The sequence below is a fragment of the Citrobacter sp. KH_055_1 genome (assembly GCF_057838705.1).
The window spans coordinates 4,529,829-4,544,728 of sequence record NZ_CM174473.1 but is presented as its reverse complement, the minus strand read 5'-3'; the positions used below and the strand labels follow the sequence as shown (position 1 = coordinate 4,544,728).

The 14,900-nt window shown below is 53.1% G+C and carries 10 protein-coding genes and 2 pseudogenes; 8 read left to right on the top strand and 4 right to left on the bottom strand.

The genetic code is table 11. The features are described 5' to 3' along the window. Positions 1-88: 88 nt before the first annotated feature. Together cytR and priA are read right to left on the bottom strand one after the other, a co-directional pair. On the bottom strand, positions 89-1,114 hold the full coding sequence (gene cytR, locus AC3ITF_RS21310; RefSeq protein ID WP_096758813.1) for a DNA-binding transcriptional regulator CytR: 1,026 nt from the start codon (positions 1,112-1,114) through the stop codon (positions 89-91). A 156-nt stretch (positions 1,115-1,270) separates the two neighbouring features. Further along, entirely contained in the window at positions 1,271-3,469 is a 2,199-nt protein-coding gene (gene priA, locus AC3ITF_RS21305) for a primosomal protein N' (RefSeq protein WP_115259756.1), read from the bottom strand. Positions 3,470-3,801: 332 nt separating this feature from the next. Between priA and rpmE the strand changes: the two genes are divergently transcribed. The 3 genes from rpmE (at position 3,802) to AC3ITF_RS21290 (ending at position 6,548) form a co-directional block, all read left to right on the top strand. Further along, positions 3,802-4,017, top strand: a complete 216-nt coding sequence (rpmE, locus tag AC3ITF_RS21300; protein WP_096758811.1) for a 50S ribosomal protein L31 — start codon at positions 3,802-3,804, stop codon at positions 4,015-4,017. A 336-nt stretch (positions 4,018-4,353) separates the two neighbouring features. Continuing rightward, positions 4,354-5,034, top strand: coding sequence for an oligogalacturonate-specific porin KdgM family protein (locus AC3ITF_RS21295; protein WP_096758810.1), 681 nt, complete (start codon positions 4,354-4,356; stop codon positions 5,032-5,034). Positions 5,035-5,123: 89 nt separating this feature from the next. After that, entirely contained in the window at positions 5,124-6,548 is a 1,425-nt protein-coding gene (locus AC3ITF_RS21290; RefSeq protein WP_137400466.1) for an MFS transporter, read from the top strand. Positions 6,549-6,668: 120 nt separating this feature from the next. On the opposite strand, the gene metJ is transcribed toward AC3ITF_RS21290, so the two are convergent. After that, the gene (metJ, locus tag AC3ITF_RS21285) at positions 6,669-6,986 is read right to left on the bottom strand and encodes a met regulon transcriptional regulator MetJ (protein ID WP_003825168.1); all 318 of its coding nucleotides are present in this window, start codon (positions 6,984-6,986) and stop codon (positions 6,669-6,671) included. Between the two features lie 265 nt (positions 6,987-7,251). Here metJ and metB point away from each other — a divergent pair, with 265 nt between their 5' ends. Together metB and metL are read left to right on the top strand one after the other, a co-directional pair. Then, the gene (metB, locus tag AC3ITF_RS21280; protein ID WP_096758808.1) at positions 7,252-8,412 is read left to right on the top strand and encodes a cystathionine gamma-synthase; all 1,161 of its coding nucleotides are present in this window, start codon (positions 7,252-7,254) and stop codon (positions 8,410-8,412) included. A 2-nt stretch (positions 8,413-8,414) separates the two neighbouring features. Further along, entirely contained in the window at positions 8,415-10,847 is a 2,433-nt protein-coding gene (metL, locus tag AC3ITF_RS21275) for a bifunctional aspartate kinase/homoserine dehydrogenase II (protein WP_146717399.1), read from the top strand. A gap of 100 nt (positions 10,848-10,947) precedes the next feature. Here metL and AC3ITF_RS21270 read toward each other — a convergent pair. After that, positions 10,948-11,130: pseudogene (locus AC3ITF_RS21270) on the bottom strand (carboxymuconolactone decarboxylase family protein); the annotation flags it as partial. Between AC3ITF_RS21270 and AC3ITF_RS21265 the strand changes: the two are divergent. The 3 genes and pseudogenes from AC3ITF_RS21265 to katG all read left to right on the top strand — a co-directional run. Continuing rightward, positions 11,112-11,439 (top strand): annotated as a pseudogene (locus AC3ITF_RS21265) (LysR family transcriptional regulator); the annotation flags it as partial. The pseudogenes AC3ITF_RS21270 and AC3ITF_RS21265 overlap by 19 nt on opposite strands. A 157-nt stretch (positions 11,440-11,596) precedes the next feature. Continuing rightward, positions 11,597-12,484, top strand: coding sequence for a methylenetetrahydrofolate reductase (gene metF / locus AC3ITF_RS21260; protein ID WP_096758802.1), 888 nt, complete (start codon positions 11,597-11,599; stop codon positions 12,482-12,484). Positions 12,485-12,651: 167 nt separating this feature from the next. After that, complete coding sequence (katG, locus tag AC3ITF_RS21255; RefSeq protein WP_117343664.1) at positions 12,652-14,832, top strand: catalase/peroxidase HPI; 2,181 nt, start codon at positions 12,652-12,654, stop codon at positions 14,830-14,832. Positions 14,833-14,900 lie beyond the last annotated feature (68 nt).

The following is a 14,900-nucleotide window of genomic DNA, read 5'->3' as shown; positions in this document are numbered from 1 at the left end:
TTTCGCTGTATTTATTCGTTCGTCAGCCCGCCATGTTACTTAAGCGGCGGGCCTTTGACCAGACAGGGGAGTCCGAAAGCACTTTACTTTACGTCAGTGCCCGGGTGGTGCCCCGAATAATGAGTTCACAGTCCAGTAAACGTGACCCGCTGCTGACATTTTGCCCCTGGAGTTGATCGAGCAGTAACAGCATAGCCTCACGTCCGATATCGAAACGCGGCTGTGCGACGGTTGTCAGCGGTGGATCACAATATTCCGTCAGTGAAATGTTATCAAAGCCAATAATCGACAGGTCGTCAGGCACTTTCAGTCCCTGGCGTTTGGCGTAGGAAAGTGCGCCCAGCGCCATGACGTCGCTGTGGCAAAAGACGGCTGTCGGTGGTTGAGGCTGTTCAAGCAGTTGTTTTAGCGCGTTAGCCCCCGCTTCGTAGGTAAAATCGCCGCGCGCAATAAAATGCGGATCGACGGTAATCCCACTGCGACGTAACGCCTGAACGTAACCTTGCAGGCGATAGTGGCACAGTGGCATATCTTCTGGTCCGGCGATACAGCCGATGCGTTTGTGCCCCAACTCCAGCAGATAGTTCATCGCGTTAAAGGCGGCGGTGAGGTTATCAATGTGAACGGTGGGCAGTTCCAGCTCAGGCGCGAATTCATTGGACATCACCATCGGCGGTAAATTGCGCTGTTCTTCTACGCTGGCATCAAATGGCAGGCGTGAGCTGAGCAGCACCATGCCGTCAATTTGCTTGGTAATAATGAGGTTAAGAAAGGTCTTTTCCTGCTGGTTCTGATGCGCGCAATCGCCGATCAGCACCAGATAACCCTGCTCGGCGGCGGTGACTTCAATGCCGCGAATGACTTCGCTGAAAAAGGGATCGCAAATATCCGGGACGATGACCAGGATGGTACGTGATTCATTACGCTTAACGTTGCGGCCCATTGACTGCGGTAAATATCCTACTTCCAGAGCGGCCTGCTCAACCTTGTTACGGGTTGACTGAGAGACTTTGTCTGGATTCATCAATGCACGGGAAACGGTTGCCGTGGAGACCTTCGCCTTCAGGGCAACATCTTTCATCGTTGCGGCAGTGACCTGCTTGTTCGGTTTCACTCTTTCTCCTCGCCAGGGCGCTGCTGGTGCAGATCTGTCCCTGGGTAACCTTCATCTGAAACATTTTTATCAGATAGTGAATCGAAGCAGTTACAGAATTTTCATAAAAAGTGTGATGGATATTTAATTTTACGATCCGCCTCGCATCATGGGGGGTTATCCCTCAATGGGATCGACATCCAGCACCCATTTGACCTTGCGTGCTTCGGGCAGGGTATTGATCAACGCCAGCGTGCCGCTGACGATATGCTGCAGTCGAATCCGTGACGGATGTTGCAACAAAATTTGCCAGCGATAGCGACCGCCACGTTTGGGCGCCAGCGCGGGAACCGGGCCCAATACCCACAGCTTATCGTCGGCCAGCGGGCTGGCCTGAATCAGATTACGTAACTGTTGTAAAAACAGCGGTGCCTGCTGGTTGTTGTGATCTTCAGCCCGCACGATCACGTGGCTGGTCCACGGTGGGAGCTGCAATGTTTGTCGCTCGGCCAGTGCCTGCTCGGCAAAGGCGTCATAGCCTTTATGCAATAAGGTTTGCAGCAACGGATGTTCAGGGTGATGCGTCTGCAATACCACTTCGCCCTGTTTCCCGGCACGTCCTGCGCGCCCGGATACCTGGGTATAGAGCTGGGCAAAGCGCTCTGCGGAGCGGAAATCAGCAGAGAATAATGCCCCATCCACATCCAGCAGCGCCACCAGCGTGACGTCCGGGAAGTGGTGGCCTTTCGCCAACATTTGCGTCCCGATAAGAATGCGTGCTCCGCCGCGATGGACCTCTGCCAGATGCTGCTCAAGCGCCCCTTTACGGCTGGTGGTATCGCGATCGATACGTGAAATCGGCACGCCGGGAAAGAACGGCGCTAAGGCCTGTTCGAGCTGCTCAGTGCCGAGTCCAACCGGTACCATATGCGTAGAGCCGCAGGAGGGGCACTGACGCGGTATCGGGCGCTGGCTGTCGCAGTGGTGGCAGCGCAGATGATGCTGTGCCTGATGCAGCGTGTAGTAGTGATCGCAGCGTGGACATTCAGCAATCCAGCCGCAGTCGTGGCACAACAACGCAGGGGCAAAACCCCGGCGATTAAGAAACAAGATAACCTGGTTATCAGCCTGCAGATGCTGACGCATGCGGGCGATCAGCGCCGGGGCCAGTCCGGCCTGTACCTGCTGACCTTTCAGATCCAGCACGTGCTGCGTCGCGGGACGGGCATTCCCGGCGCGACGCGTCAGGCGCAACATGCGATATTTTTTTTGTCGTACGTTGCACAGCGTTTCCAGCGCCGGTGTGGCTGAGCCGAGGATAATCGGGATCTGCTCGCTGTGCGCACGGTAAACCGCCAGGTCGCGGGCGTGATAGCGCCAGCCTTCCTGCTGTTTATAGGAGCTGTCATGTTCTTCGTCGATGACAATTACGCCGAGGTTTTTAAACGGGGTGAACAGCGATGAGCGGGTACCGATGACAATTGCTGCTTCACCGTTTTTTGCTTTCAGCCATGCAGAAAGACGTTCGCTGTCATTTAAACCAGAGTGCAGGACTTCGACCGGAGCATTGAAGCGTTCACGAAAGCGGGCGATGGTTTGCGGCGTCAGGCCGATCTCCGGCACCATTACCAGCGCCTGCTTGCCCTGAGCGAGGACATTTTCCAGTACGCTTAAATAGACTTCCGTTTTGCCAGAACCTGTGACGCCGGCGAGTAGCCAGGCGCTAAAGCTGTCCGATGCGCTGTGAATAGCTCCAACGGCGGTGGCTTGTTCGGTATTCAGCCTTAAACGCTCGCCAGAGACGGCGTAGTGCGTGCGCCAGTCACTGAATCCAGGCGTTTCGCTTGCCAGGGAGCACAGACCTTTTTTGCGTAGCGCCTGCAATGCCGCATCATTAAATTCGAGGTCGGCCACCTGATCCCGCCAGATTTTTCCCTGTCGCAGTGCTGCCAGCGCCTGCTGCTGCTTCGGTGAGCGTTTCAGGTTGTTCAGGTCAGTGGCATGGCCTTCTTCGGTGGCAAACCAGTACCACATTGGCGTGTTGGTGGCGGGACGCCCCTGGCGCAGTAGCATCGGCAGGGCGTGAAACAGCACGTCACCAATGGGATGATGGTAATAATCTGCGGCCCACAGCAGCAAGCGCCAGACGGAGGTCGAATAGACCGGTTCGCTGTCCAGCACCTCAATGACCGCTTTTAGTTCGCTCCGCGGCAGTTCGCTGTTCTCGCTAACTGACAGGACAATGCCAATGCGTTCTTGCTGTTTGCCAAAGGGTACACGCACGCGACACCCGGCTTTGGCGCTCATACCTTCCGGTAAGAGGTAGTCAAAGGTGCGGGGTAGCGGGACAGGTAAGGCAACGTGAGCAACGGGCATTGAATCATCCTGACTTGAATTCTGGCGGGTTAGTATACACATTAGTGGGGAGCGGAATGCGGATCAGTTTGCATGAGCAGGCTAATTTCTGTATGATTCGCCGCCTTTGATGCAAATTGATTGCGTCAAATACTGACCATTACCCGAGAGTTTCGCGCGGCTGGAAGGCGGCAAGCGAACGAATCTCTGGGAGCATAGTGAACTATGTGACCAGAGTGAGTGAACGCAGGCAACGCATCAGCAGTGTGAAAGGTGACGGGGAATAATTAACATCGCGTGGTGTCTGGCGTTAGGGCTGGAAGAGCGACGCGGCCTTAACTGAGGTTCTCCCCATGAAAAAAGATATTCATCCGAAATACGAAGAAATTACTGCAAACTGCTCTTGCGGTAACGTCATGAAAATCCGCTCTACCGTTGGTCACGATCTGAACCTCGACGTGTGCGGTAAATGCCACCCGTTCTATACTGGCAAACAGCGTGATGTTGCTACCGGTGGCCGTGTTGACCGCTTCAACAAGCGTTTCAGCGTACCGGGTACCAGCAAATAAGTTTTTTGCTGTCGGAAAAAAGCGCCGTAAGGCGCTTTTTTTGTACCTGTGAATCAGTGCTGAAATATGTATGTTTGCGGTGAATGTAAAACCAATGCATAAATAAAACGGTGTTTTTATTTTATCGGTAAAATGTTTCTATTGGTGATCTTTATCGTTTTTATCTTTACGTCTTTGCCACTGATTTGAGTTTTTGGCAAAATTTAAAAGGTTTTGTCCCTCCAGCTTAAATACAATTTTTGGGAAATCTAAAATTATTCATAGATCCAATTTGATTATCCTTTTTAGGGAGATCATATGGATTCATTCCTTAATTGTTTATGGGAAGGGACGTTTATGAAATTAAACTCCGCATTATTACTTATTCCATTATTCTCTGCAGCTGCACACGCAGGCTATGTTGATTACCGCCATGAATATTATGACGATGGCCGTAACTATGACCGTGTTTATATGTCTCACCGTTTTGCTACCGGTTTTGGTGTGGCAGTCGAAGCTATCTCACGTTCCGATGACTCGCAATCGAATGATGCGTGGAACAATATGGAAAGTAACGGCAATGAGTATACAGCAAGCTATCAATTTACTTCGCAGGGGCTTACCTGGCAGCCGGGTATTGCAATCGAGACTGGTGATAACATCACGATTTATAAGCCTTATATTCGCGTGCAGTATAACATCAATGACAACTGGTGGACCGCGTTCCGCTATCGTCAAGAGTACATGCGTAGAAATACGGAGGGTAAAGATGACCGTATGGTTTATCGCCCTGAAGCCTGGGTTGGTTATAACATCAATAACTGGATGTTTGAACTGAACGGCATTTATAAAATTGCCGATAGTGAAGATTTATATAACAACAAAAGCGAAGATTATGAGTATAACTTCCGGGTTGCTTATAACATAGGTTCCTGGGTTCCTTTTGTTGAAATCGGTAATGTTTCATCAGGTTATAACACAACAACGACAGACGATCGTCAGACCCGTTATCGTGTCGGTCTCGGTTATAACTTCTGATCGCTAATACTCTTCTCATCGGTTTATTACGCTGAGTATCGGGATATAAGCATAATTTGCGTGAATAGTGTATCTAAGGAGTTGACATCATGTCCAATGATGGAACTATGATTAGAAGCAATAGCAGTATTGCCGTCAGACCTTTCGGATTCAGAGATAAAATTGGTTATTTATGTGGTGACCTGGGAACCTGTTTTATTCTTGGGTTAGTGAATAGCTTTTTAATGATTTATTACACCAACGTACTCGGTGTTTCTGGCGTTATTGTTGGCTCACTTTATTTTGTGACCAAACTCTTTGATGCGTTTGTCGATGTTGGCGTAGGGCGCTTATGTGATACGTCTAAACTGACGGCGTACGGGCGTTTTAACCCTTGGGTACGCCGCATGAAGTATCCATTCTGTATCATTGCGGTCGTCCTGTTTCTGCCGTTTGTACAAGACTTTTCTTATACGGCGAAAATTATCTACATCTGCGTCTCCTATTTCATTTACGGCTCACTGCTATCGACTGTGAGTATTCCTTATGGTGCCATGTCTGCGGCGATTAGCTCTAACCCGGAAGATCGCGTATCGCTTTCAACCTATCGCAGCGTTGGGTCCGCAATCGGCGGCGGGGCAACCGGATTTTTTATTCCTATCCTGATGTACACCACTTTGGTGGACGGAAGCCAGGTGATTTCCGGGCAGCACTTCTTCTGGATCGCCATTGGTTGCGCAATACTGGGCTTTATCTTTTTAACGCTGACCTGCCATTTAACGACGGAACGCGTGCGGGTGGAAAGAAAAGATAGCATGCCCGTGTCGGTGCTTCTGAAAGGGTTGATACGCAATAAAGCATTGATTGTTTTAGTTGTTGTGGATCTGCTGATCGTGATTAATCAGGGACTTTCCGGCACCAATATGACCTACCTGTTTAATGACTATTTCCACAATAAAGAGGCGATGTCTGTCGCGTTACTGTTTACCTTTGGTTCCTTGATTTTGCTGGCACCCTCGGCATCCTGGCTCACGAAGCGATTTGGTAAGAAAGAAGCTAGCGTAGGTGCGCTGCTCTTTTCGGTGGTCATGTACGTGATCATGTACTTCACCCATATCACCGACGCGAAAGTCTATTTGGTTTTCCTGTTCCTGGCGACGTTGGGGGCGGGGTTATTCAACCTGATGATTTGGGCGTTCATGACCGATGTTTGCGACTACCACCAGTATGTCACCGGCGATCGTGAGGATGGTACCGTTTATGGCGTGAACTTCTTTGCCCGCAAGGTGGGTCAGGCGTGCGCAGGGGCCATTGGCGGCTTTATGCTGGCGATCATTGGTTATCAATCGTCATCAACCGGCGGTGCGGTGCAAACCAGCATTGTGCAGGAAAATATTTATACGATGGCGAATCTCTTGCCGGCTTTATGCTTGTTTTTGGCGGCGGTCGTGCTGATTTATTTCTATCCGTTGAACCGTAAAGAAACGCTCAAAATGGAAGAAACATTGAACAAGCTCAATGGTATTAGTAAGTAACGTCGTGAAGGTATGAGGCTCTGTCTCGCGCGTTATGCGTTAGGAGAAACAGGACGAGAAGAGGCGGGAGCAGTCCCGCGTCTTCTCATCTTTTGCAACGTTAGCCGCCGTTTTAACTAGTTAGTACTCCCACGTCTCCGGGTTGATCCCCAGTTCACGCATAATTACCTTGGCTTCTTCCGGGATTTCATCACTGCGCTCTTTGCGCAGATCGTCATCGTTGGGTAACGGTTGTCCGGTAAAGGCATGCAGAAACGCTTCACACAGCAGCTCGCTGTTGGTGGCGTGGCGCAGGTTGTTCACCTGACGACGCGTGCGTTCATCGGTAAGGATCTTTAACACCTTCAGAGGAATGGAAACCGTAATCTTTTTGACTTGCTCACTCTTCTTACCGTGCTCAGCGTATGGGCTGATATATTCGCCGCTCCATTCAGCCATGAGATACTTAATCCTCTTTGTCATTAAATTTGAGGCCAGAACCTGAGCCCGGACCATAACTGTGCGTAGTTTATCGTAGTGGCGCGGCCCTGACACGAAGTTAGCCGACGCAGATGTACGCTAATGCATATAATTTTAACGGCTATTTTGAATTTGCTCAATCTATACGCAAAGAAGTTTAGATGTCCAGATGTATTGACGGCTATTGTAACAATGATTACTCTGGGGTCTGACTATTCACCGGCTCAGCCAGGAACTCCTCAATATGACGCGTAAACAGGCCACCATCGCAGTGCGTAGCGGATTAAATGACGACGAGCAGTACGGTTGCGTTGTCCCGCCGATTCACCTTTCAAGCACCTATAATTTTACCGGATTCAACGAGCCTCGGGCCCATGACTATTCACGTCGCGGTAACCCGACGCGTGATGTTGTCCAGCGTGCGCTGGCGGAGCTGGAAGGCGGTGCGGGCGCGGTGCTGACCAGTACCGGTATGTCGGCAATTCATCTGGTAACTACGGTGTTCCTGAAGCCGGGCGACCTGCTGGTGGCGCCGCACGACTGTTACGGCGGCAGCTATCGCCTGTTTGACAGTCTGGCGAAGCGTGGGTGTTATCGCGTGCTGTTTGTCGATCAAGGCAATGAAGCCGCGCTGAAGGCCGCGTTAGCGGAGAAACCGACGTTGGTGCTGGTAGAAAGCCCAAGTAATCCGCTGTTACGCGTGGTCGATATTGCGAAAATCTGCCAGTTGGCGCGTGAGGCTGGCGCGGTAAGCGTCGTTGATAACACGTTTTTAAGCCCAGCACTGCAAAATCCACTGGCATTAGGCGCCGATCTGGTGTTGCATTCATGCACGAAATATTTAAATGGTCACTCAGATGTCGTGGCTGGCGTGGTGATTGCAAAAGATCCAGAACTGGTCACTGAGCTGGCATGGTGGGCGAATAATATTGGCGTCACCGGCGGCGCATTTGATAGTTATCTGCTGTTGCGCGGCCTGCGTACGCTGTCACCTCGTATGGAGGTGGCACAACGCAACGCCCAGGCGATTGTCGACTATTTGCAAACCCAGCCGCTGGTGAAAAAACTGTATCACCCGTCACTGCCGGATAATCAGGGGCATGAAATTGCCGCGCGTCAGCAAAAAGGCTTTGGCGCGATGTTGAGTTTTGAACTGGATGGTGATGAGCAAACGCTGCGCGACTTCCTTGGCGGGTTATCATTGTTTACGCTGGCAGAATCACTGGGGGGCGTCGAAAGCCTGATCTCCCATGCCGCGACCATGACCCACGCGGGGATGGCACCAGAAGCACGTGCTGCTGCCGGCATTTCTGAGACGCTGCTGCGTATCTCCACCGGTATTGAAGATGGCGAAGATTTAATTGCCGACCTGGAAAATGGCTTCCGGGCTGCAAACAAGGGGTAAACATGAGTGTGATTGCGCAGGCAGGGGCGAAGGGTCGTCAACTGCACAAATTTGGTGGTAGTAGTCTGGCTGACGTGAAATGTTATTTACGTGTCGCAGGCATTATGGCTGAGTACTCTCAGCCTGACGACATGATGGTTGTTTCCGCGGCGGGCAGTACCACTAACCAGTTGATTAGCTGGCTGAAGTTAAGCCAGACCGATCGCCTTTCTGCGCATCAGGTTCAGCAGGCGTTACGCCGCTATCAGAGCGAGCTTATTAGCGGTCTGTTACCACCAGACGTGGCCGATGGGCTGATTGGCGAGTTTATTCACGATCTGGAGCGCCTGGCCGGTTTACTCGACGGCGGCATCAACGATACGGTCTACGCTGAAGTAGTCGGGCATGGTGAAGTGTGGTCAGCGCGTCTGATGTCTGCCGTACTTAACCAGCAGGGTCTGGAATCTGCCTGGCTGGATGCGCGCGAGTTTTTGCGCGCGGAACGCGGCGCTCAACCGCAGGTGGATGAAGGCCTTTCGTATCCCTTACTGCAACAGCTGTTGGCGCAGCATCCGGGGAAACGCCTGGTGGTGACCGGATTTATCAGCCGCAGTAATGCGGGCGAAACGGTGCTGTTGGGGCGTAACGGTTCTGACTACTCCGCGACCCAGGTTGGCGCACTGGCGGGTGTTTCCCGCGTGACTATCTGGAGCGATGTCGCCGGGGTGTACAGCGCGGATCCGCGCAAAGTAAAAGATGCGTGTTTGCTGCCGTTGCTGCGCCTTGATGAAGCCAGCGAACTGGCGCGTCTGGCGGCACCGGTTCTCCATGCCCGTACCTTACAGCCGGTTTCCGGCAGCGATATTGATCTCCAGTTGCGCTGTAGCTATACGCCGGAGCAAGGATCGACGCGCATTGAACGCGTGCTAGCTTCCGGTACCGGGGCGCGTATTGTCACCAGCCATGACGACGTTTGCCTGATTGAGTTCCAGGTGCCCACAGGTCAGGACTTTAAGCTGGCTTACAAAGATATCGACCAGATTTTAAAACGTGCACAGGTGCGTCCGCTGGCGGTAGGTGTGCATCCTGATCGCCAACTGCTGCAATTTTGCTACACCTCTGAAGTCGCTGACGGCGCGCTGAAAATTCTTGATGAAGCAGGCCTGCCGGGCGAGCTGCGTTTGCGTCAAGGCCTGGCGTTGGTGGCGATGGTGGGTGCTGGGGTGACGCGTAACCCGCTGCACTGCCACCGTTTCTGGCAACAACTGAAGGGCCAGCCGGTTGAGTTTACCTGGCAGTCAGAAGAGGGTATCAGCCTGGTTGCCGTGCTGCGTACTGGCCCGACCGAAAGCCTGATCCAGGGTCTGCACCAGTCAATTTTCCGCGCTGAAAAACGCATCGGCCTGGTGCTGTTTGGCAAGGGGAATATCGGTTCTCGCTGGCTGGAGCTGTTTGCCCGTGAGCAGAGCACGCTGTCTGCGCGTACCGGTTTTGAATTCGTGCTGGCAGGCGTGGTGGATAGCCGCCGTAGCCTGCTGAATTACGAAGGACTGGACGCCAGCCGCGCGTTAGCCTTCTTTGATGATGAAGCGGTAGAACAGGATGAAGAATCCTTGTTCCTGTGGATGCGCGCGCACCCGTATGACGATTTAGTCGTGCTGGACGTCACCGCCAGTGAACAACTGGCGGATCAGTATCTGGATTTCGCCAGCCACGGTTTTCACGTGATTAGCGCCAATAAACTGGCTGGCGCAAGCACGAGTAATAAGTATCGCCAAATCCACGACGCCTTTGAGAAAACCGGTCGTCACTGGCTGTATAACGCCACTGTCGGTGCCGGATTGCCGATCAATCATACCGTACGGGATCTGATTGACAGCGGAGACACCATTTTGTCGATCAGCGGGATCTTCTCCGGCACGCTGTCGTGGCTGTTCCTGCAATTTGACGGTTCTGTTCCGTTTACCGACCTGGTGGATCAAGCGTGGCAGCAGGGGCTGACTGAGCCGGATCCGCGCGTTGACCTTTCTGGTAAAGATGTGATGCGCAAGCTGGTGATCCTGGCGCGTGAAGCGGGTTACGACATCGAGCCGGACCAGGTTCGCGTGGAGTCACTGGTACCTGCGCACTGTGAAGAAGGCTCTATTGACCATTTCTTTGAAAATGGCGATGAGCTGAATGAGCAGATGGTTCAGCGGCTGGAGGCCGCCCGTGAAATGGGGCTGGTACTGCGCTACGTGGCACGTTTCGATGCCAACGGCAAAGCGCGTGTGGGGGTGGAAGCGGTCCGTCCTGAGCACCCGCTGGCGGCGCTGCTGCCGTGCGATAACGTGTTCGCCATCGAAAGCCGCTGGTACCGCGATAACCCGCTGGTGATCCGTGGGCCGGGGGCGGGTCGTGATGTGACCGCCGGGGCGATTCAGTCGGATATTAATCGTCTGGCGCAGTTGCTGTAGGGTGTGTGTTGCCGGATGGCGCTACGCTTATCCGGCCTACGTAGTAAGGGTAATGCTGTGTAGGCCGGATAAGATGCGCAAGCATCGCCATCCGGCATCTTTACTGTTTCGCAAACACCTCTTTTGCGGCGAACAGCCCGTTCAGCGCAGCGGGAAAGCCTGCGTATACTGCCATCTGTATAATCACTTCAGTAATCTCCTCCTGCGTTAACCCCACGTGCAGTGCGGCGGCAATGTGCACCTTTAGCTGCGGTGTGGCGTTACCTAACGCGCCAGGTGCGGCGTGGAAAACTGGACGCGGCTAGTGTGGCGCTGCCGCTGGAGGCTACTGGACTCACCGTGATCCCGCTCGCCTGTCTGCATTGAAGAGCCGCTGGAGCATGATGTTCTGCTTGCGCGTATTGCGCGTGGCGAGGGGGTGAGCCTGTTTCCGGCATCGTTTGCAGCTATCCAGCGGCAGGGGGTGGTTTTTCGTCCGCTATGCGACACGGAATTGTGCATCACTGTCGGACTGGTATTACCGACTGAACAAGAATCTCGCCTGCAATGGCTTCCTTTATTACTCTCGGCGTCCTTCCTTTCTGCACGTTAAAGTGAATTATTTTCATCTTCACTGAGTATTCCTCACCTTTCACGATGATTTTTATGTTGACGTTACGGCGCTTTTCCGTCATTTTTACATCTAGACGTCTAAACGTATAGCAGTTCACAACACAACATATAACGACAAAAGATTGATGAGGTAAGGTATGAGCTTTTTTCACGCCAACCAGCGGGAAGCCCTGAATCAGAGCCTGGCTGAAGTCCAGGGTCAGATTAACGTTTCGTTTGAGTTTTTCCCGCCGCGCACCAGTGAAATGGAGCAAACACTGTGGAACTCAATCGATCGCCTGAGCAGTCTGAAGCCCAAGTTTGTCTCCGTGACCTACGGCGCAAACTCCGGTGAGCGTGACCGCACGCACAGCATCATTAAGGGGATTAAGGATCGCACCGGTCTTGAAGCGGCCCCGCATCTGACCTGTATTGATGCTACTCGCGACGAGCTGCGAATTATCGCTCAGGATTACTGGAACAACGGGATTCGTCATATTGTGGCCCTGCGCGGCGACCTGCCGCCAGGCAGTGGCAAACCGGATATGTACGCCGCCGATCTGGTTGGGTTACTCAAAGAAGTGGCAGACTTTGATATCTCTGTTGCGGCCTATCCGGAAGTCCACCCGGAAGCGAAAAGCGCCCAGGCCGATCTGCTCAACCTGAAGCGTAAGGTCGACGCCGGAGCGAATCGCGCGATCACCCAGTTTTTCTTCGACGTGGAAAGCTATCTGCGTTTTCGTGACCGCTGCGTAACCGCAGGTATCGATGTGGAAATTATCCCGGGTATCCTGCCGGTCTCTAATTTTAAGCAGGCGAAAAAATTCGCTGACATGACCAACGTGCGCATCCCTTCCTGGATGTCGACGATGTTTGACGGTCTGGATGATGACGCGGAAACCCGCAAGCTGGTGGGCGCTAACATTGCCATGGACATGGTGAAGATTTTAAGCCGTGAAGGGGTGAAAGATTTCCATTTCTATACGCTCAATCGCGCCGAGATGAGCTACGCAATATGCCATACGCTGGGCGTTAGGCCTGCTTAATTGTAACATCAGCCCTCTACGGAGGGCTTTTTGTTGATCATTTTGATCTACATCTCTGTAACTAAAAATATAAAAGGATTTAGCTATCGAATCTGTGGGTTTTTTCGACTATATCTTATCTCTGGTGGTGTATATCGTAGCTAGAACACTGTAAAGGGAGCATATAGATGAGCATGTCCGACGATAGCCAAAACGCATCAACTGCCGGTAAGTGTCCTTTCCATCAAGGCGGTCACGATCCCAGCGCGGGAGCAGGAAGAAATAACCGCGACTGGTGGCCGAATCAACTCCGCGTAGACCTTTTGAACCAACACTCCAACCGTTCAAACCCATTGGGTGAAGATTTCAATTACCGCAAAGAATTTAGCAAACTCGACTATTCTGCCCTGAAAGGGGATCTCAGAGCCCTCCTGTCCGAATCTCAACCGTGGTGGCCCGCTGACTGGGGCACGTATGCCGGTTTGTTTATCCGTATGGCATGGCACGGCGCAGGGACCTATCGCTCCATTGATGGACGCGGTGGCGCAGGTCGCGGACAGCAGCGTTTTGCACCACTGAACTCCTGGCCGGACAACGTGAGCCTGGATAAAGCCCGTCGTTTGTTGTGGCCTGTTAAGCAAAAGTATGGTCAGAAAATTTCCTGGGCCGACCTGTTTATCCTCGCGGGTAACGTGGCGCTGGAAAACTCCGGCTTCCGTACCTTTGGCTTTGGTGCCGGTCGTGAAGACGTATGGGAACCGGATCTTGATGTGAACTGGGGTGACGAAAAAGCCTGGTTGACGCACCGCCATCCGGAAGAGCTGGCGAAAGCCCCGCTGGGTGCGACTGAGATGGGACTTATCTACGTGAACCCGGAAGGGCCGGATCACAGCGGCGAACCGCTTTCCGCGGCAGCAGCGATTCGTGCCACCTTCGGCAACATGGGGATGAATGACGAAGAAACCGTGGCGCTGATTGGCGGTGGTCATACGTTGGGTAAAACCCACGGTGCAGGTCCTGCATCGCACGTCGGCCCCGATCCAGAATCGGCACCGATTGAGGCCCAGGGCTTAGGTTGGGCCAGCAGCTACGGTAGCGGTGTGGGCGCAGACAACATCACCTCCGGTCTGGAAGTGGTCTGGACGCAAACGCCGACCCAGTGGAGCAACTATTTCTTCGAGAACCTGTTCAAATACGAATGGGTACAGACCCGCAGCCCGGCCGGTGCTATCCAGTTTGAAGCGGTCGATGCCCCTGAAATTATTCCGGATCCGTTTGATCCGTCGAAAAAACGTAAGCCGACGATGCTGGTTACCGATCTGACGCTGCGTTTTGATCCGGAATTCGAGAAGATCTCCCGTCGTTTCCTCAACGATCCGCAGGCGTTTAACGAAGCCTTTGCTCGCGCGTGGTTTAAGCTGACGCACCGGGATATGGGGCCAAAATCACGTTACATTGGACCAGAAGTCCCGCAGGAAGATCTGATTTGGCAGGATCCGCTGCCGCACGCGTTCTTCAACCCAAGCGAAGAAGATATCCTTAACCTGAAGGCGACCATTGCGGCTTCCGGGCTTTCCGTGGGTGAGTTGGTGTCGGTGGCATGGGCTTCTGCGTCAACGTTCCGCGGGGGCGATAAACGCGGCGGGGCTAACGGGGCGCGTCTGGCGCTGAATCCGCAACGCGGCTGGGATGTGAATGCGACGGCAGCCCGTGTTCTGCCGGTGCTGGAAGGTATTTATAAATCGGCGCATACCGCCTCGTTAGCCGATATCATCGTGCTGGCAGGCGTCGTTGGTGTAGAGAAGGCGGCAAGCGCGGCAGGTGTCAGTATCAATGTACCTTTTGCGCCGGGTCGTGTGGATGCGCGTCAGGATCAGACTGATATTGAGATGTTTGAACTGCTCAAGCCGATTGCCGATGGTTTCCGTAATTATCGTTCCCGTCCTGAGGTTTCGACCACCGAGTCGCTGCTGATCGATAAAGCGCAGCAACTGACGTTAACCCCGCCGGAAATGACCGTGCTGGTGGGCGGTATGCGTGTGCTGGGAACAAACTTCGATGGTAGCCAGCATGGCGTCTTTACCGATCGCCCAGGCGTGCTCAGCACTGACTTCTTTGTCAATCTGCTGGATATGCGTCATGAGTGGAAGGCGGTTGATGCGTCACAGGAGCTGTTTGAAGGTCGCGACCGTCTGAGCGGCGAAGTGAAGTACACGGCAACCCGCGCTGACCTGGTGTTTGGTTCTAACTCGGTCCTGCGTGCTGTGGCTGAAGTGTATGCCTGCAGCGATGCCCACGAGAAGTTTGTGAAAGACTTTGTCGCGGCATGGGTGAAAGTGATGAATCTGGACCGTTTCGACCTGCTGTAAAGCAATAGGCCGGATGGCATACAGAAAATCCCCGCAATTGCGGGGATTTTTATTGGCCGTTAGGCATG

Bases quoted from the DNA above. Each gene is read 5' to 3' on its own strand.
- priA (WP_115259756.1), bottom strand. From the start codon at position 3,469: ATGCCCGTTGCTCACGTTGCCTTACCTGTCCCGCTACCCCGCACCTTT.
- rpmE (WP_096758811.1), top strand. From the start codon at position 3,802: ATGAAAAAAGATATTCATCCGAAATACGAAGAAATTACTGCAAACTGC.
- AC3ITF_RS21295 (WP_096758810.1), top strand. From the start codon at position 4,354: ATGAAATTAAACTCCGCATTATTACTTATTCCATTATTCTCTGCAGCT.
- AC3ITF_RS21290 (WP_137400466.1), top strand. From the start codon at position 5,124: ATGTCCAATGATGGAACTATGATTAGAAGCAATAGCAGTATTGCCGTC.
- metJ (WP_003825168.1), bottom strand. From the start codon at position 6,986: ATGGCTGAATGGAGCGGCGAATATATCAGCCCATACGCTGAGCACGGT.
- metB (WP_096758808.1), top strand. From the start codon at position 7,252: ATGACGCGTAAACAGGCCACCATCGCAGTGCGTAGCGGATTAAATGAC.
- metL (WP_146717399.1), top strand. From the start codon at position 8,415: ATGAGTGTGATTGCGCAGGCAGGGGCGAAGGGTCGTCAACTGCACAAA.
- metF (WP_096758802.1), top strand. From the start codon at position 11,597: ATGAGCTTTTTTCACGCCAACCAGCGGGAAGCCCTGAATCAGAGCCTG.
- katG (WP_117343664.1), top strand. From the start codon at position 12,652: ATGAGCATGTCCGACGATAGCCAAAACGCATCAACTGCCGGTAAGTGT.